We start from the raw sequence: 19,179 nt of genomic DNA on the forward strand, positions 1-19,179 counted from the left end.
GTAAAAAAAAGACCGGACGGCAAGGATCGACCATTTTCGCCCTTTCAGGGATAATGTTTGAAGGTAACCCCTTGTTTATTAATGAATTGATAAGCAATAATTTGCAGGCTTTTAAAGTCAATCATTATTCTTATTCATCAAACAGAAAATCTACAAAACTAGACATCTATCGAGTTTTCATCTTAAAGTCCTGATGTTGGCACTAGACAAAACTGTCTTATGGTTATCAAATGGTTAAATAATATTTCGCTGGATGTAAATGATCGGCCAGATATATGAATGGTCGGCGGGTAATTCAGTGGCTACAAGCAAGACAACACACCCTTTCGGGAGAAATTATGCATTCCTCTGTTAATAAAAACGAAAGCCGAACGTTCTTCGGTCATCCCTATCCGCTGGGTTCACTGTTCTTCACGGAGATGTGGGAGCGATTTTCGTTTTACGGCATTCGTCCGTTACTGATCCTGTTCATGGCCGCGACCGTCTATGACGGCGGTATGGGGCTGGCGCGCGAAAATGCGTCCGCGATTGTCGGTATTTTTGCCGGCAGTATGTACCTGGCGGCACTGCCGGGTGGTTGGCTGGCTGATAACTGGCTCGGGCAGCAACGCGCGGTGTGGTACGGCTCGATCCTGATCGCGCTCGGCCATCTGTCTATTGCCCTTTCGGCCTGGATGGGCGACAACCTGTTCTTCATCGGTCTGATGTTTATCGTGCTGGGGTCGGGTCTGTTCAAAACCTGTATCTCGGTCATGGTGGGAACCCTCTACAAGAAAGGCGATGCCCGCCGCGATGGCGGTTTCTCGCTGTTCTATATGGGCATTAACATGGGGTCATTCATTGCCCCGCTGATCTCCGGCTGGTTGATTAAATCTCACGGCTGGCACTGGGGCTTTGGTATCGGCGGGATCGGGATGCTGGTTGCGCTGGTCATTTTCCGCGTGTTTGCCGTTCCTTCCATGAAACGCTACGACAGTGAAGTGGGGCTCGATTCAACCTGGAACAGCCCGGTGGTGAAGAAAAACGGTGTGGGCGGTTGGCTGCTGGCGCTGGCGGTCGGTGTTGCCATTATCGTGACGCTGATTGCCCAGGGGGTGATCGTCATTAACCCGGTCGCCGTTGCCAGTATGCTGGTCTACGTCATTGCCGCTTCGGTGGCGCTCTACTTTATCTATCTGTTCGTGTTTGCCGGGCTGACCCGCAAAGAGCGCGCCAGGCTGCTGGTTTGCTTCATTCTGCTGGTTTCTGCGGCCTTCTTCTGGTCGGCGTTTGAGCAGAAACCGACCTCGTTCAACCTGTTCGCGAACGACTACACCAACCGCATGATCGGTGATTTCGAAATTCCTGCCGTCTGGTTCCAGTCGATCAATGCCCTGTTTATCATCCTGCTGGCTCCGGTCTTCAGCTGGGCCTGGCCGGCGCTGGCGCGCAGAAACGTGCGTCCGAGCAGTATCACCAAGTTTGTTATCGGTATTCTGTGTGCGGCGGCGGGTTTTGGCCTGATGATGATGGCGGCGCAGAACGTGTTGAACAACGGTGGGGCGGGCGTATCGCCGTTCTGGCTGGTGGGCAGCATTCTGATGCTGACGTTGGGCGAACTGTGTCTGAGCCCGATTGGTCTGGCGACCATGACGCTGTTAGCACCGGAAAGAATGCGGGGCCAGATGATGGGTCTGTGGTTCTGCGCCAGCGCATTGGGTAACCTGGCGGCGGGTCTGATTGGTGGGCACGTTAAGGCTGACCAACTGGATATGCTGCCCGACCTCTTCGCCCGCTGTTCCATTGCGTTGCTGATTTGCGCGGCAGTACTGATTGTGCTGATTGTTCCGGTGCGTCGGATGCTGGAAAACGCACAAGTGAAAACAGAGCAAAAACCGGCGTAATATGCCTGACCGATAATTAACACTCACTGATAAAACCGGCGACTGATGCGCCGGTTTTATTTTTCCCTCCAGACAAAAAAGTTATTCTGACGAAAGAAACTCGCGCCTCATCATAGATGGCCCCATTCCAAACAGAATTTCACCCTGTCCGCAGAAATGCCGAACCGTTGTTGCTGAGTCGTCGGATATGACCTGATGAGATTCCGTCGCTTTCCCTCATAAAAATAGCTTCTCACATCATCCCTGATGTCTGATTAATGTGGAAAAATCTTAATCGAGTATAAATTTTTCTTAAATACTTCATTCTTTAATTGTATTTAATGAAATAATATGCTGTTTATAATATTTTTTAAGGAATTATAATCTTCCAAAATTTTGTTTTTAAGATAATTGCATTGTTATCCTGGCTAAGGTCATTTCATTTGTTCTCACGTCTGATATCTGGAAAATATTGCCTAAATACCGCAACGAGACTCAGGGAGTTCGTGTCGGTTAGACAGGCGTTAAATAGCCGTTACTTTTACTAAAAATAGACACCTCTGCACTGCATTCGATAATGTAATGTATGGCGTGCTGTTATTTTTTATCAGTGGATATCGAGATGAATATAAAGGATCTTAAAATAACACCCCTGGCGTTGTTAATTAGTAATCTGTTAATGGCAAATAACGCAAGCGCAGTAATTTATGATGAAACTGGCATTATTACCGGAAGCGGAACGATTGCTACGGATCAAGAATATAAAATCCTTAGTACGTCAGGAGAGAATAATACGATCTCCGTGGCGAACAATGGCGCGGTTACCATTACGAATCCAGGCGGAACGCCTACGGTCTCAGGTCGCGGTGAATTTGAAAACGGCGACTTTTTGATTTCCAACGGGACAGTGATTGTCGCCAACAGCGGAACCATTAATTTAGGTTCAGGGACTACCGTGAATCATATCATCGGTGATGTGATTCCAGGCACCGTGGTGGGGCGACCAGACATCCCGCTGGATGCCGATTATCAGTTCATGTATGCGGTGGGGATCGTTAAGGTCGGTGGCACCAGTGCCGCTTATCTCGCGCAAAAAGGCTCGATCGTTGCCGATAATTTGACGATAAATCTCAGCCAGAAACGTGACGGCAAAGATATTGCCGGTATTCTTGGCAATAAACACAATGGCGTCTTTACCTTAACCGGGAACACCACGGTTAATGCGGCGGTGACCGGGGCGAATGGTAAGAATTTCGCGATCTATGCGAAGTCGGGATCGAAAATCAATGCCGAAAATTTGACCGTCAATAGTAAAGGAACGCTCTACGCTGTTGGCCTCGATTCGGAATCTGTGGTGGATGCCGATCGTTCGCTGATTCGTTATCAAAACGCCACGATTACATCCGTCGCCGATCAGTATGCGGACGGTATCAGTGCCAATGCGGGTCACGTTGAAGCGCTTGGCGACACCTCTATTGATGTCACCGTGAACGATGCGCATGGCGTGATTTCCGGGATCTGGGTTTCAGATGGTCTCACAGGCGTCGATCTGGATGCGCATGTGACCATGGCAGGGAAGACGAGCCTGCTGCTGAAATCGGGCGGAGATAATACCGTTCTCAGTGGCGTCGAGTCCGTGGGTGCTTCGCAGTTTACCAGTAACGACCTGAACATCACGCTGGACACTCAGGGGCATCAGCAAACAACCGGTACCGGCATTCGGGCCAGTAAAGAAGATGCACTCACTGCGGGTAAAATCGACATTAATGGTCGTCTGAACATTGATGTTGTCGATACCACCCGCAGCGGGAGCTGGAACTACGTCCGTGCGGACAAGGGCGGCGAAATCACGCTGAACGGCGGGGTACAGATGGGGGTTAACTACAATGACCCGGACGCCACCGCTATTCTGGCTGAAAATGCAGACTCTCGCGTGACAATTAACCCGCAAAAAATCCAGGTTGTCGGGACTATCGAAGCCAATGATTCCGCCGTGGTTGACGTCAGCGCAATCAACCAGTCGCGTTTCGTCGGGGGGACGGTAACCAGCGGCAACGCGGTGAATAACCTGTCGCTGGCGGACGGCTCGGCCTGGAACATGACCAAAAGTTCTCAGCTCACGCACCTGACGCTGGACGACTCCACGCTGACTTTTACGCCAGCCAGTACGAAAATCTTCAAGCTGGCGCGCGATGCCGCAAGTTTCAAAACCCTGACGGTGGACGGTGATTATACCGGCGCTAACGGTAATCTCGTGATGAACACCCAACTGGGCGATGACGCGTCACCGACTGACCGGATGATAGTTGCGGGCAACACCTCGGGTACCACCAACGTTAACGTGCTGAACGCTGGCGGCGCAGGCGGCCTGACGACTGACGGTATCGAGCTGATTAGCGTCAGCGGCAATTCTGACGGTGTGTTTAAACAACATGGTCGTATCGTGGCCGGCGCCTATGACTATACCCTGCATCGCGGCGAAGGCCAGAACAACAAGAACTGGTACCTGAGCAGCGCCCTGTCTCCGGTGGATCCTGTGTATCCAACCGATCCTACCGATCCGCCGTCGCCATCTCCGACACCGCGTGAACATGCGGTACGTCCGGAAGCGGGTCTGTACGGTATGAACCTGCAGGCGGCGAACACGCTGTTTAACACCCGTTTACAGGATCGTCTGGGTGAAACGCATTATGTGGATGCGCTGACCGGTGAAGAAACCGTCACCAGCCTGTGGCAGCGTAACGTTGGCGGGCATACCCGTCAGAAGGACAGCAGCGGCCAACTGGCGATGCAGAGCAACCGCTATGTCATGCAGCTCGGCGGCGATCTTGCGCAGTGGTCTTCGGACAACACCGACCGCTACCATCTGGGTCTGATGGCAGGCTACGCCAATCAGAAGAGTCGTGCCGAGAACCAGCGTAACGGTAACCGCGCTGACAGTCGTATCAGCGGTTACAGTGTCGGCCTGTACGGTACCTGGCTGCAGGATAACGAAACCCACGAAGGGGCATACGTTGACACCTGGGCGCAGTACAGCTGGTTTAATAACACCGTTTCTGGTCGTGGCGTCGAATCGGAAGAGTATGACTCCAAAGGCTTCACCGCCTCTGTCGAATCTGGTTATACCTGGAAACTGGCGGAGCTCAGCGAGCGTAATACACTGTATATCCAGCCAAAAGCCCAGATCACCTGGATGGGCGTGAAGGCGGATGAGCACAAAGAAGTTAACGGTACCCGCGTGGAAGGCAATGGCGACGGCAATATCCAGACCCGCGTCGGCGTCCGTCTGTTCGGCAAGGGTCACAACAAACTGGACGACGGTAAAGGCCGCACCTTCCAGCCGTTTGTCGAAGCCAACTGGATCCGCAACAGCAAAGACTTTGGCGTCGCAATGAACGGTGAGAACGTGAATCTGAAGGGCGCCCGCAATATCGGCGAACTGAAAGCCGGTGTTGAAGGCCAGTTGACGAAGAACGTCGCCCTGTGGGGGAACGTCGCTCAGCAGATTGGCAACAACGGCTACAGCGATACTTCAGCGATGATCGGTATTAAAGCGTCGTTCTGATGACAAAATCCCCGGTGGCGCAATGCCTCCGGGGAAATTCCCGCTGACGCCGGAGCTTCGGGGATTACCGTGCAAAACCATTATTGATACAGATTTGCCCACTGGTACGCAGAGTAAAGGCAATCGTTCCGGGATAGTTACTGTAATAGTTATGCTCTTCTTCCAGTCCTTTTTCCTGCGCCAGTTTTACCGTCTCCAGTGAACAGGTACGGTATATCAAATCTTTTTCCATCAGTTTCTGTTTTTCGAGTTGTTGTGCGGGAGGAAGTGCTAACCATTTTTCAGAAAGTGAATAATCGAAGACCACGCGCTGACCCCTGGCCTGAATGTTTTGCGCCGTAATGTAATCATCAATTTTCACGCTGGACTGGCCGCGCATTTTTTTCTGTTCTTCTGCTGCCGCATATTTTGCCAGCGCGTCACTGTCCATTCCGGCGATTTTTTCCTTATAGGCTGCCACATAGCCTGCTGGCTGCTGATAGTGGTTGCTGTAGGCCTTGCGCATATCGTTGTCGCTCATCGTACAGCCGGCGAGAATAAACGGTAATAAAAGAAGTGATTTATTTTTTAACATCAGATTGTTCCCATTCTGCCATTATGGTGAATAATTAAACCCGTCTCTCTCTGCGTTAAATTTATTTAAAAGAGAGCGTTTGCTTTTTTTTGGTAATAATGTTTTACAGCAAAGAGAATGGCAGGGGCAAATACTGCCCCCTGAAACTACTTTATTTCAGGGGGGAGAGATTTAGCGATGGGTAATGCCTTCATAGATTAACCGTAACGCCAGCAGGCCAATAATCGCGCCGATGATGCGACTGGCGACACGCTGTATTCTGCCGTATGCCCGGCGCACGGCGGGCAACGAAAAGGCCTGACTCAGAAAGACGCGCCAGATAACCGAAGAGAGCACAATCCCGGCCCAGGCCATCATTCTTGCCCACATGGGCGTGTCGGCACTCAGCGTGACGGAGAAGATACTGATAAAAAACAGGACGGTTTGTGGATTTGACAGATCGGTCAGTAAGCCGCGACGAAAGAACACCGTCCACGGCGCGCTAACGGGTTGCTGCAGCGTTGGCATTTGCGGCGTGGCCTGGTGACGAATACTGTTCCAGGCAAACCACAGCAGATACGCGCCGCCGCCAATTTTGATCAGCGAAAATATCGCCTCGCACTGGGTAATCAGCGTCGCCATGCCAAACAGTCCCAGCCCGGAATAGATTGCGTCACCTAATGCGACGCCCAGACCGGTTAATACGCCTGCGCGCCGTCCGGAGGCCAGACTGGTTTGCACGACCACAAACAGATTGGCGCCGGGGTTGAAAAAGGTTAGCACGAACAGGCTGACGGTGAGGAAAACCGCATGCAGAGGTTCCATAAACCACATTTCCCTGAATTGGATAAAGTAACCTCATCATATTTATCACAAAACCAGGGGGATGCGAATGGTGTCACAAAGAGGGAGGTGAGGGCAGAAAACCACCCGTGTTACCACGGGTGGTTGAAAGTCAGAAACTATATTTGATGCCTAACATTCCCTGAGTATCGCTGTAGCCGTTGTCACCAATCTGCTGGGCGACGTTGCCCCACAGTTGCAGACGCTGGTTAAGCTGGCCTTCAACGCCCACTTTCAGTTCGCCAATATTGCGGTTGCCTTTTACGTCGTTGCTGATGTCATCCATCTTCACGCTGTAGCTGCTGGTGTTGTGGATCCAGTTGGCTTCAACAAACGGCTGGAAGGTGCGGTCTTTGCCGTCATCCATGGCGTTATGCCCCTGCAGATAGGTTTTCACGCCCAGTCGCGTTTGCAGATTGCCGTCGGTTTTATCCACCACCCGGGTACCGTTTTTCTCAACGTGAGTATCGGCCTGCACGTCCATCCAGGTGATCTGGGCTTTAGGCTGAATGTACAGCGCATTACGCTCGCTGAATTCGGCCAGTTTCCAGGTGTAGCCCGTTTCGACAGAGGCGGTGATGCCGTCCGAGTCATACTTTTCAGACGCCAGGCCCTGTCCGGACACGGTGTTGTCAAACCAGTTGTAGAGCATCCAGCCATCGACATACGCACCGGTTTTATCGGCGTCGTTGGCATACCAGGTGCCGTACAGACCCGCGCTGTAGCCGCTGATCTCCCCGCGTGAGGTGTAGCCGGTCAGGCTGGAGTGGCTGCGGCTCTTGCTGTTGGCGTAACCGGCCATCAGACCCAGATGCCAGCGATCGAGACCGTCGGTGCTCCATTGCGCGATATCACCGCCCAGTTGCATCACATAACGGTTGCTCTGGGTGCTGATCTGCCCGGAACCGTCCTTGAAGCGGTTATGTCCGCCGATGTGGCGCATCCACAGGCTGGTGACCTTCTGCTCGCCGGTTAACGCGTCGGTGTACTGGGTTTCACCCAGACGATCGTGAAGACGGGTGTTGAACAGGGTGTTGGCCGCCAGGATGTTCGCCAGATAGCTACCGGTTTCCGGGCGATAGGTTTTCTCTCCTTCCGGCTGTGGCGTGGGGGCTGGTGTCGGGTCGGGATCTGGAGTCGGCTCCGGCTCCGGCACTGGGTCAGTGATGAAGGTGTTGGTCAGATACCAGTTGCTACCTTTTTTCACCACATCATAGTCATAAGCCCCCGCGACAATACGTCCGGCTTTGGCAAAAGTACCTGCGGAATCGCCATACACTTCGACAATTTCAATACCGTTCACCGTTTGCGAGCCCGTACCGCCGATATTATTCACCGCAACCAGCGTATTACCGGACGTGTCGCCTTCCACAATAAGTTTATCGGTGGGAGAATCATCGCCACCCAGTGTCGTGTTCATTTTCAGTGTTCCGCCGCCGTAGAAATTACCTTCTACAGTCAGAGTCTTAAACACACCGCTGCTTTCCGGAGGCAGGAAATTGACAGTCCCATTATCTAAGGTGATGTCGGTGACATGAGAGCTACCGGTCATATTCCACACGGCCTGGTTGGAAAGATCCAGGTTAACAATACCGTTGCTGGTTGAGCCAGACGTAGCGGTATAACTTGTGGCCGTCAGGAATGAGTTTTCGTTATTCAGTACCATATTGAGCGTGGCATCGTTAATTGCGCCAATGTCGCCAATGACCTGTACCGTGCCGGTTTCTGATGAATTCACGTTGATCAGGCTGTTTGCTCCACGGGAGAGCAGGGACCAGGTGGGATCGCTGTTATCCGTCATCAGCAGACCTTTCTGCACATCGACAATACCACCAGCCGCGGCTTCGATACCCGCCACATAGTTGGCGTGTGTATCAGACAGTGAGATGCCTAAATCATCCTGGAATTCAACTTTTGTGGTGTTACTGCCGCCATCATAAGCATAAACCGCGCGTGCGGTATCGACGCCATTTTGCATGGTAATGGCGGTTTTACCCTGAAACTGCGCCTCACTTTTCCAAAGGTAAAGGCCTGTGTTGTAATATCCGCCGTTGCTGGTCAGCAGAAGATCGCCTTTTGCGATAAGCGACGACTGGTCTGTCAGGGAGATGGTTCGCATCCAGTACGCGTCGATCCAACCTGCGAATTCATGCTCGTAACCGGGTCGGTTACCCAGGTAAGTCAGGTTCTCGCCGACGATGATCGCATTGCTGTTGAAGGTGATATCTGTTGCCATCAGGTCAAGTGCCCGACCCCCTCCAACCTCACCAAAGAGGTTATTTTCATCACCACGTGAAAGCGCTTCAATCTGCGTGAGGCCGGTAAATTCGATGCTATTTCTCGTACCATAAGTGGCGTAGGGTAGCGCCGCCAGGATCCCCTGGCTGCCTTTCAGGGTGATGTAGTCAGCTTCAAATTTGGCGGTATTAATCACGTTATAGGCCGTGCTATTCGTGTTATCGCCAGCCCTTGCGGCAAACTGTAGTGCCAGTTCATTGGCATCGATATCAATACGATCGGCTTTGATATCCACATTACTTCCTGCGGCAAGCACTATCCCCACGCGACGGTCGATAGAGTTGTCGCCCGGATCGCCGTCAACATTGATGACAAAGTTTCCGCCATCAAAGGCAAGTTCACCGTTATACAAGCCAATACCCGAGCGGTGGGTGCTGACATATCCCGCTTGCGGCATCAGAACAGTTAAATTGACTTTATTATCGCCGTTACTTTTGAAATCAAATTTACCGCCGGGTCCGGCAAATAAACCATAAATATCGGTATAACTATTGTTGACCTCATTACTGACGACAATATTGCCGCCGGTGAATGTCATTGTGCCGCTGAGTGACCCTCGCTTGTAAGCATGTAGCGTTGCACGCTCGTCTGTTGCGTTATTATTAAAACCTCTCAGCGTCAGGGTATTTCCGTCGCTGATATTAATGTTCACCGCACCGTTCAGGGTGTTGATGAGCGCGCGTTGGTAATTGGCGATGCCCGTGTAACCGCTGGCATCGAAGGTCACATTGCCCAGGCTGACGGTGTGGGTTCCGCTATTAATAGACGACATTGAACTGGTGAAGGTCTGATCTTCCAGCTCGGCCGATAAGACAAACGGTGAGGCGAGAAACGAACTTCCCACTACGACAGGTACAAGACATTTCCATTTTATATTTGTCATTTATGACTCTCCGTGAGATTAACGACTTATTTTTATTTGTAATAAAGAAAAAATGTCCGGCCTTCGCAGGACATTTATTGGTTTGGGGGATCAGAAACTATATTTGATGCCTAACATTCCCTGAGTATCGCTGTAGCCGTTGTCGCCAATCTGCTGGGCGACGTTGCCCCACAGTTGCAGACGCTGGTTAAGCTGGCCTTCAACGCCCACTTTCAGTTCGCCAATATTGCGGTTGCCTTTCACGTCGTTGCTGATGTCATCCATCTTCACGCTGTAGCTGCTGGTGTTGTGGATCCAGTTGGCTTCGACGAACGGCTGGAAGGTGCGGTCTTTGCCGTCATCCATGGCGTTATGCCCCTGCAGATAGGCTTTCACGCCCAGTCGCGTTTGCAGATTGCCGTCGGTTTTATCCACCACCCGGGTACCGTTTTTCTCAACGTGAGTATCGGCCTGCACGTCCATCCAGGTGATCTGGGCTTTAGGCTGGATGTACAGCGCATTACGCTCGCTGAATTCGGCCAGTTTCCAGGTGTAGCCCGTTTCGACAGAGGCGGTGATGCCGTCCGAGTCATACTTTTCAGACGCCAGGCCCTGTCCGGACACGGTGTTATCAAACCAGTTGTAGAGCATCCAGCCATCGACATACGCACCGGTTTTATCGGCGTCGTTGGCATACCAGGTGCCGTACAGACCCGCGCTGTAGCCGCTGATCTCCCCGTGTGAGGTGTAGCCGGTCAGGCTGGAGTGGCTGCGGCTCTTGCTGTTGGCGTAACCGGCCATCAGACCCAGATGCCAGCGATCGAGACCGTCGGTGCTCCATTGCGCGATATCACCGCCCAGTTGCATCACATAACGGTTGCTCTGGGTGCTGATCTGCCCGGAACCGTCCTTGAAGCGGTTATGTCCGCCGATGTGGCGCATCCACAGGCTGGTGACCTTCTGCTCGCCGGTTAACGCGTCGGTGTACTGGGTTTCACCCAGACGATCGTGAAGACGGGTGGTGAACAGCGTGTTGGCGGCAAGGATATTCGCCAGATAGCTGCCGGTTTCCGGGCGATACTGGTGCGGACCTGCCGGTGTCGGAGGTGCGGGAACCTCTGGCTCTTTCGGCTCAACCGGCGGTGTTGGTGGAATCGGTCCAGGCAAGGCCACGCTGGTCAGAGACCAGTTCTGGTTATCCCGTTTCACAATGTCGTAGTCATAGGCGCCCGCCACGATACGGCCTTCTTTCACAAAAGTACCGTTTGAAACGCCTTCAACGTCGATAATACGGATACCTTCAGTCGTCGCGGCTCCGTTACCGCCGGCGTTACTGACGCTGACGCGCGTGGTGCCGCTGGTATCTCCGCGAACCACTAGTTTATCGGTCGCCGAAAGGTCATCGCCCAGCACGGTGCGTAAGGCCAGCAGGCCGTTGTTGCCGGTGTAATCGCCGTTAATCGTCATTGTGGTCGGGGTAAAGGCCGCTTTTACCTGCGACGGGGAAGAGAGTATCGCTGTACCGGCCAGCTCCAGCGAATTCAGGGTCTGCGAATAACCGTTAAGATCCAGCTGCGCGCCGCTGTCCACGCGGTAATCCGATCTTGCACTCAGGGTATTTTCTACTCCAGCGCGCAGCGTGCCGCTTGCGACGTGAGTGAGGCCCTGGTAAGTGTTGGCGCCTGTCAGCGTGGTTGTCCCTGAGCCGACATGGTTCACTTCACCGGTGCCTGTGATTTTGGCCGAGAGCGCGAAGTCGTCGCTGTTATGGTTAAAGTTGAGTTCCGCTGTGTTCATACCGCCGGTGTTGCCAAGGTGGATCCTCGGCAGGTCCAGCGTTCCCGCGGCCTGTTGCGCTTCTCCCTTTGCGCCGCCAATATTCAGGATACCGGTACTGCCTTCTCCCACCGCCAGCCAGATTAAGTTACCCGAGCGGACCGTTGCGCCATTGCTGACGGTGAGAATCCCGGTGGCGTCATTAGGGGTTGTTGCGAACCCCCCGAGGTAAATACCTTCGGTCACATCCAGCAGCGAGTTTTCACCGTCCACGAGGGTGACACCGTAGCCATTACGACTGGTGTTACTCGTATTGCCGACGTAGCCGATGTTCATGTGCTCGCTTAAGGAGAGGGAACCGCCGCGGGTAATCACCAGGTTGCCACGCCCCTGATCGCCAACCACGCTCCAGACGGATGAGACAGACGAATTTGCGCCATCGATGGTCACCGTTCCCTGCGCGTTTGCGGCATATTCTCCAATGCGCAGTTCATCAATGCCGCTGATTTTACTGCCGTTACTCACCAGCAGCGTTCCTGAACCATCATGGGTCCCGAGTACCAGATTCAGATTGTCCAGTGTCCAGGTTGCACCATTCGTCAGCGTCACGCTGCCGTTCGCGCCATTACCGATCATACCGGCGGCGGTGGCAATATCACGGCCATCGATCAGTAGCGAGCCGTCAGAGTTATCACCGACCCAGAGACTGCGGAAGTTATCCCACGCGGGATCGGTATTTTCCGTGGTGGAAAGCGTAATACTTTGGTCATTATTAATAATGACCGTGTCATTTATTCCCGCTGGCGGAGTAATATTATTTTTGGCTGTTGCGGTGGACGTTAAGGCAATGGAAATTGCAATGGCTAATAGTGTTTCAGGGAATTTTTGTGCATTTATTTTCATATATTGACTCTTCCTTAAGATTCAAATATTACGCCGCGGCATGAGCAAGAAAAGCCAGTCCTGAATACACGGCCATTTGTGGGGTTGCTCATGTAAATAAAATTCTGATGATTTTTAATATTATTTGTCGCAGGCGATATAGCGTAATCGTTTTACCGTAGGCTTGTATTCGCTATTGATAGGTTGAGTCTATTAACCGTCGTTAACGGAGTGAAAATGTTTAAGTGGTTGCTAATTATTTGATTATCAATGTTTATTGTTTTTGGCTTCTCATCCAGGAATAGTGCAAATATAAAGATAAAAACAACAAGATAGATGAGAGTTTCGATAAGGCAGACTGAATAGATGCGAAGGCTTAACATTAGTATGAATATCGGTTTAACGTTTTTAATTACGTATGGTAATAATTTTACCTAAGGATTTCAGGCTGCTTAACTGTCATTTTTTTGATGAATGTCAATTTTTACATTGGTATTAATCTGAATATTTTTTGTTGGCTTTGAGATTATTACCAATAAGTCAGAAGAGGTTTTAATAATAATCTTAAGTGGGGTTGTCCTGAGCAAGGTTATTCATATTCATGCATCCATGTGTGATTTATTAAAAGACAGGGGTGTTGATCATTTTTTTATTTATACACGGATAGTGACTTAACGTTACCGTAGAACGCAAAAAAAAGTTCTGATCAGGCTGAAACCACAAAAGCAACATATCACTGAAAGGGCTCTGGATTTTTCCTGAAAGCTGAACTAGTTATTAATCATCCCTGAACAGCGACATGGATTCAGCGGTGATGATAGCGTCATAACATAACCTGGAGCTTTTCTATGAAAACTGGATATAAACTCTTGATTGGTGCGTTGGCTTTTGTGGCGACAAATGCGTTTGCAGCGGAGCTGTTAACAAAGGCTGAGTTTGAGAAGGTGGAGTCGCAGTACACCCTGATTGGTAATATCAATACCAGCAATGAAACGTCCACTCAGGATGCGAAAGAAGATCTGCTCAAAAAAGCAGATGAGAAAGGGGCTGATGTGGTCGTGCTGACCTCGGGTCAAACCGACAATAAAATTCATGGCACTGCCAATATCTACAAGAAAAAGTAATCTGTAAGCGTGCCGGATGGCACTGGCCTGGTGACGGTTGCAGGCCGGGTAAGACGCTGTGTGTCGCCATCCGGCAGTTCATTCCTTCAGCCGCCGCCAGAATGTGGTTCTGCTAATCCCCAGATAACGCGCAGCGGCACGTTTATCACCGTTAAACTGCGCCAGCACCTGCTGCGGCGTAGCGGAAGGCAAAAGGGATGACGGCGATTTGCTTTGCGCCAGTTCCGGCAATAGCTGCTGTAATAAGGGCACGTCCAGTTGTGGCATCGGTTCAACGCTTAAAAACAGCGCCAGCCGTTCCATCATATTGCGCAATTCGCGAATATTTCCCGGCCAGTGATATTGCCAGAGCACGCAGACGCTCTGCGCCAGTCCGGCGCGTACCGACTCGGTAAACGGTACGGAGAGCGCGGCCAGCGACTGTTTTAGAAACCCTTCCGCCAGTGACAGGATATCAGCGGGGCGCTCCCGCAGGGCCGGTAACGACAGACGTAAAATACTCAGGCGATAAAACAGATCGCGACGAAACTGCCCCCGTTTCATTTCGTCTTCCAGATTACAGTGGGTGGCGCTAATCACCCGCACTGTCACCGGAATGGGGTGATGTCCACCCACCCGGGTGACCTCTTTTTCTTCCAGCACGCGCAGCAGTCGGGTTTGCAGCGGCAACGGCATTTCGCCGATTTCATCGAGAAACAGCGTTCCGCCGTGGGCGATTTCAAACAGCCCGGCACGGCCACCGCGTCGCGATCCGGTGAAGGCGCCTTCCTCGTAGCCAAACAGCTCCGCTTCCAGTAACGATTCGGTGATCGCCCCGCAGTTCACCGCGACGAACGGATGCGCCGTTTTGTCGCCGCGCGTGCCCGGACGCGTACAAAACTCGCGGTGAATGGCCTGGGCCGCCAGTTCTTTCCCGGTGCCGGTTTCCCCCTGAATCAGGACGGAGGCGGATGAACGGGCATACAGCATAATGGTATGGCGTACCTGCTCCATCTGCGCGGACTCGCCACGAATATCCCCCAGCTCATAGCGGGTGTGCAGCGCCTGATCGGAGGCATAATGGCCGTGGCGACGCTGGGTCAGGCGAGTCATGTCCAGTGCATCGCTAAAGGCCTGGCGCACCGTGGCGGCGGAATAGATAAAGATGCCGGTCATACCGGCCTCTTCCGCCAGATCGGTGATAAGCCCCGCGCCAACCACCGCTTCAATGCCGTTCGCTTTCAGCTCGTTGATCTGCCCGCGCGCATCTTCTTCGGTAATATAGCTGCGTTGTTCCAGTTGCAGGCTAAAGGTTTTTTGAAAGGCCATCAGCGCTGGCAGCGTTTCCTGATAGGTCACCACGCCAATAGAGGCGGTCAGTTTCCCGGCCTTTGCCAGTGCCTGCAGGACGTCAAACCCGCTGGGTTTGATCAGGATCACCGGTATCGACAGGCGACTTTTCAGATACGCGCCGTTTGATCCGGCGGCGATGATCGCATCACAGCGTTCGGTCGCCAGTTTTTTACGAATATAGGTCACCGCTTTTTCAAAACCGAGCTGGATTGGGGTGATGGTCGCCAGATGATCGAACTCGAGGCTGATGTCGCGAAACAGGTCGAACAGTCGCGTCACCGAGACCGTCCAGATAACCGGTTTGTCATCATTCACCCGCGGGGGAAGATTTGTCGTCGCCATAGCCAATCCAAAATAAAAGGACAGAGTATTGGGTGTAGTCTTGTTTCATAATTGTTGCAATGAAACCGGTCGGGACGTTTCATGAAACGTTAGCTGACACGCTTTTTTATTGAATTAATCAGTTATCTACCTTAGTTCTCCTTTATCCATAATCAATATACGATCTGCAGAAGCGAGAGTTTCTGGGCGGTGAGCTATCAATAACACTGGAATTCCAGATTGACGGAGTGTTTGACTGATGAGAATCTCACTTTCTATATCTAAATGGCTAGTAGCTTCATCTAGCAATAAAAAGGCAGGTTGCTTGTATAGTGCTCTTGCTAACAGTATTCTTTGTTTCTGCCCTCCAGAAAGACCTCCCCCCCCTCTCCAACTAATGTTTGATAGCCCATTGGCATCTTCATTATTTCATCATGAATTAGGGAGAGTTGTGCACATTGGAGCATTCGTTCAAAGTTATTATCTTCATGGAAAAAAATAATATTATCTGCAATACACCCACGAAATAGATGCTCATTTTGAAGTACTGTACCAATGTGTTGGCGAACTTGAAAGTAGTTTGGATGAGAATTAGGAATTCCTAATGTTTTGATCGTACCCGCATCAGGTGCATAAATGCCTAAAATTAGCTGTATCAAGGTTGATTTTCCACATCCAGATTTACCTGTAATGGCGACGACTTCTCCTGGGCTAAGTGTCATTGATATATCGTTAATTATACGATTGTTTATACCCTTATGACTGAAGGTTAGGTGTTCCAATACCAGAGGTAATTCAGTTTTCATTATGGCAGAGGGGGATGAATTTGTGAATTCACGGAGAGGTACAATACCTGGAAGAGTAGGATTATTTGCATTAGCGTAGCCTTCCTGCGGTGTCATTACAATATCTGCTAGTCGTTCATTGTAGACATCTAACATCCGCCATAAAAAAAATGAATTGATCAGGCTGCTGGCACTGGAAGAGAAACGTGTTTGATAAGAAAGGTATGCAACAAACATCCCTACCGTAAAAGTGCCGTTCAGAACTTCATTGGCACCTTTCCATAGAATTACTGTTGATACTAAGCTAGATGTTAGGGTGCTAGCTATGTCAAATCCCATCATTAGTCTGCTTTGGCGTAGTTGAGCGTTCCTACGCTCAACATTTAGATTGAGCCAGGCAGCTTCTCTATGCGGTATTACACCATTAATTCTAAGACTCAATATACCACTTAGTGTTTCAAGAAAATGGCCAGATTCTTGTGTTTCGGCATCCCAAGTATCTTCCGTTGCTTGTCGTAGAGATGGGTACCAAAGTGCTCTTAATACTCCGTAAAACAACGCTGCCAAAAGTACAATAAAAGTCATTGTAGTGTTATATAATAACATCATACCTAGAGAGGTAATGACCAAAAGAACATCTAGTATACCTTCTAAAATTTGCACTGTTAATGCTTGTTGAATATTGTTCACTGCACTAAAGCGAGCATTAATTCCTCCTATGCTTCTGGCATCGAACCAGGTTAGGGATAACCGAATTAGGTGATGGAAAATATTAGCTGTCCACTGCATATTAAAACTAACGGATAACGCAATACTAGCCCATTGCCGGGCAAGTGATATCAATAATTGAGTTAGCGAAAGTAGAAGTAGTGCAATTAAAATGACAGTCAGTAGATTTTTATCTGATGCGACTAAAACATCGTCAATAACAATTTGATTTATAAGAGGCCCTCCCAAAGTGATTGCCTCGAGCACTAGCGAAAAGGTCATGATGCATAACATAGACGAAAATAATCCAGGTGTTTTACCTGTTAGTTGACGTAGTCGTATTTTTTTTCTTTCATCTCGACAGCTAAAGTCAGCAACTGGCATTAATTCGAGAGCAATTCCGGTAAAATGTTTCCCTGTTTCTAATAGGTTGATTGAAATTTTACCTTTGTCAGGATCATGTATTACTAATCTATGGCCTTTGATACTATGCAGTACGACAAAGTGATTCATATTCCAGTGAAGTATGCAGGGAAGGTTAAGTGATTTTAGCTCTTCAAGATCTAAGCGTATTGCCCGTGAGGATAGATTAATAGCGGTAGCACACTCCATTAATTGTTGTAGAGTCATTCCTTTTGAGCCGATATTGAAACGGCCACGAAGAGTAGATAAATCAGTTCGTAATCCATACCAATTGGCAATCATAGCGAGACAAGCAAGACCACATTCGGAAGATTCTGCCTGTCGTATTACAGGGAGATATTTTTTCCCAAACCATTTCAGTGATTCCATCAAATCTTTCCTTTTAGACTCCAGAGTGGTTCTGTTAGCCATTCCCATAGATATCTGGTATCCAAATTTACATCGCCTTCTAAAGTCATTCCCGGGCGAAGAGGTTCATATTTCCCGTAAGCCAGAATATGCGAAAGCTCAGGCTTTACAATGACACGATAGTGGCCCTCATTTACTTTCCAGATCATTGGTGAAATGGATAGTAGATCTGTAGGTGCTAGCGTTATTCGACTGATTTCGAGAATGGTTCCGTACTGGACACCAAATTTCTGATAAGGAAAAGCGGTATATCTGAGAGCGACCTTTTGGCCGGGTTGAATAAAACCTGCATTTTGACTAGTCGCGTAAAGTTCTACCTGTAGGTCTGAATTTTCGGGAACTAGCGACATTACTGGTTCTTGAGCTTTTACGGATTGCCCTTGTCGAATGAGAATAGCTGCCACAGTTCCTGCCACTGGTGCAGTTAACGTGAAGCTTTCTTGGCTTGCAAGCTCAAATTGCTGCTGTTTTATTACTTGTAACTGCCTGCTCAATTCGGCATTTCTACTTTCACCTTGTACAATCAAGTGAGCTAGTTCATCTCTTGCGTTGTCCAGAGAGGCCCGTAGTTGTAGAAGTAGCTGACGCTGATTCTCCACATTTTCTTTAGCTGACGCTGATTCAATTTGTTTTAACTGATATTCAATTTCAGAAACATATTTTTGATTTATTAATTTTTGGTAACGCCTTACTACTAACGAAGATAAGTCAGCTTGATGTTTCGCTAATAGTAATCGTTGTTCACCGCTTTTTATTTGTAATTGTATTAATGTAATATGCTGTTGAATTGACTGTTGCTGTTGGTTATTATCTCGTTGTTCTAACATTTTTTGTGAGGAAAGCATGGAGTATTGTGTTTGTAAGGACAGATTCATTGCAGCCAAAGTCCCTGTACCTTTGCTGCCATAGTGTTCTCCACTTATATGATAAAGAGCTTGCCCCTTCTGGACATGTTCACCCTCCTGGATTGTTAATTTAGTTACATAGCCACTATATTGTGGTGTTATTTTTATTAATCCAGATGATGGCATTACAATGCCAGTAAGACGAGCTTTTCTAGTGTATTCACCAAAGCCAAGAAAGATAGAAATTAAAACTATTAATGCTATAGTTGCTATTGTACTTAATAGCAGACTGAATGAGGTGGGGATGATCACACCCCCATATGTCGTACTATTTAAATTTTCAATGACTTCTTTTCTAAATAATTTCATTCGTGATTCTTATGCTTTTTGTGAATGTATTTTATATTTCCGTTTAGATTTTAGACTAAACTTTATTTTAGTAGTAAACTGGTAAATCTTATCGCTGTCAAGTTTTAGATGATTTTATATATTTTCTCTATTTAAATTCGGAGGAGTTAGAACTGAAGTGTTAAATATTGTTGAAATTTATTGTTTTTGGTTTTTTATGAATCTGATGTGATTTTTTATCGCG

The 19,179-nt window shown here is 49.5% G+C and carries 9 protein-coding genes and 1 pseudogene; 3 read left to right on the plus strand and 7 right to left on the minus strand.

From position 1 onward, the window contains the following. Nucleotides 1-338: 338 nt before the first annotated feature. Both AL479_RS14515 and AL479_RS14520 read left to right on the plus strand, forming a co-directional pair. Nucleotides 339-1,883 (plus strand): peptide MFS transporter, encoded by a 1,545-nt coding sequence (locus AL479_RS14515; protein WP_061076558.1) that lies wholly within the window; start codon nt 339-341, stop codon nt 1,881-1,883. 781 nt (nt 1,884-2,664) lie between these two features. Then, nucleotides 2,665-5,427, plus strand: coding sequence for an autotransporter outer membrane beta-barrel domain-containing protein (locus tag AL479_RS14520; protein ID WP_225851838.1), 2,763 nt, complete (start codon nt 2,665-2,667; stop codon nt 5,425-5,427). A gap of 64 nt (nt 5,428-5,491) precedes the next feature. On the opposite strand, the gene AL479_RS14525 is transcribed toward AL479_RS14520, so the two are convergent. The 4 genes from AL479_RS14525 to AL479_RS14540 form a co-directional block, all read right to left on the minus strand. After that, nucleotides 5,492-6,001, minus strand: a complete 510-nt coding sequence (locus AL479_RS14525) for a hypothetical protein (RefSeq protein ID WP_061076561.1) — start codon at nt 5,999-6,001, stop codon at nt 5,492-5,494. Nucleotides 6,002-6,172: 171 nt separating this feature from the next. Next, nucleotides 6,173-6,805 (minus strand): LysE family transporter, encoded by a 633-nt coding sequence (locus AL479_RS14530; RefSeq protein ID WP_061076562.1) that lies wholly within the window; start codon nt 6,803-6,805, stop codon nt 6,173-6,175. A gap of 130 nt (nt 6,806-6,935) precedes the next feature. Next, nucleotides 6,936-10,004: an autotransporter outer membrane beta-barrel domain-containing protein gene (locus AL479_RS14535; RefSeq protein WP_225851840.1), complete on the minus strand. Its 3,069-nt coding sequence runs from the start codon at nt 10,002-10,004 to the stop codon at nt 6,936-6,938. 90 nt (nt 10,005-10,094) lie between these two features. After that, the gene (locus AL479_RS14540; protein ID WP_061076564.1) at nt 10,095-12,662 is read right to left on the minus strand and encodes an autotransporter outer membrane beta-barrel domain-containing protein; all 2,568 of its coding nucleotides are present in this window, start codon (nt 12,660-12,662) and stop codon (nt 10,095-10,097) included. An 827-nt stretch (nt 12,663-13,489) separates the two neighbouring features. On the opposite strand from AL479_RS14540, the gene yahO reads away from it, so the two are divergent. Beyond that, nucleotides 13,490-13,765 (plus strand): DUF1471 family periplasmic protein YahO, encoded by a 276-nt coding sequence (gene yahO / locus AL479_RS14545; protein ID WP_043001665.1) that lies wholly within the window; start codon nt 13,490-13,492, stop codon nt 13,763-13,765. A 78-nt stretch (nt 13,766-13,843) separates the two neighbouring features. Here yahO and prpR read toward each other — a convergent pair whose 3' ends face one another. The 3 genes and pseudogenes from prpR to AL479_RS14565 all read right to left on the minus strand — a co-directional run bounded on the left by prpR (nt 13,844) and on the right by AL479_RS14565 (nt 18,956). Further along, nucleotides 13,844-15,439, minus strand: coding sequence for a propionate catabolism operon regulatory protein PrpR (gene prpR, locus AL479_RS14550; protein ID WP_061076565.1), 1,596 nt, complete (start codon nt 15,437-15,439; stop codon nt 13,844-13,846). A 126-nt stretch (nt 15,440-15,565) separates the two neighbouring features. Continuing rightward, a pseudogene (locus tag AL479_RS14560) lies at nt 15,566-17,703 on the minus strand (peptidase domain-containing ABC transporter). Continuing rightward, entirely contained in the window at nt 17,703-18,956 is a 1,254-nt protein-coding gene (locus tag AL479_RS14565) for an HlyD family secretion protein (RefSeq protein ID WP_061076566.1), read from the minus strand. Before AL479_RS14565 ends, AL479_RS14560 begins: the two are co-directional and overlap by 1 nt. Nucleotides 18,957-19,179: the final 223 nt, after the last annotated feature.

Source organism: Citrobacter amalonaticus (assembly GCF_001559075.2).
Taxonomy (GTDB): Bacteria; Pseudomonadota; Gammaproteobacteria; order Enterobacterales; family Enterobacteriaceae; genus Citrobacter_A; species Citrobacter_A amalonaticus_F.

Excerpts from the sequence above, each read along its gene's own strand:
- AL479_RS14565 (WP_061076566.1), bottom strand. The coding sequence starts at position 18,956 with ATGAAATTATTTAGAAAAGAAGTCATTGAAAATTTAAATAGTACGACA.
- AL479_RS14535 (WP_225851840.1), bottom strand. The coding sequence starts at position 10,004 with ATGACAAATATAAAATGGAAATGTCTTGTACCTGTCGTAGTGGGAAGT.
- AL479_RS14540 (WP_061076564.1), bottom strand. The coding sequence starts at position 12,662 with ATGAAAATAAATGCACAAAAATTCCCTGAAACACTATTAGCCATTGCA.
- yahO (WP_043001665.1), top strand. The coding sequence starts at position 13,490 with ATGAAAACTGGATATAAACTCTTGATTGGTGCGTTGGCTTTTGTGGCG.
- AL479_RS14525 (WP_061076561.1), bottom strand. The coding sequence starts at position 6,001 with ATGTTAAAAAATAAATCACTTCTTTTATTACCGTTTATTCTCGCCGGC.
- prpR (WP_061076565.1), bottom strand. The coding sequence starts at position 15,439 with ATGGCGACGACAAATCTTCCCCCGCGGGTGAATGATGACAAACCGGTT.
- AL479_RS14515 (WP_061076558.1), top strand. The coding sequence starts at position 339 with ATGCATTCCTCTGTTAATAAAAACGAAAGCCGAACGTTCTTCGGTCAT.
- AL479_RS14530 (WP_061076562.1), bottom strand. The coding sequence starts at position 6,805 with ATGGAACCTCTGCATGCGGTTTTCCTCACCGTCAGCCTGTTCGTGCTA.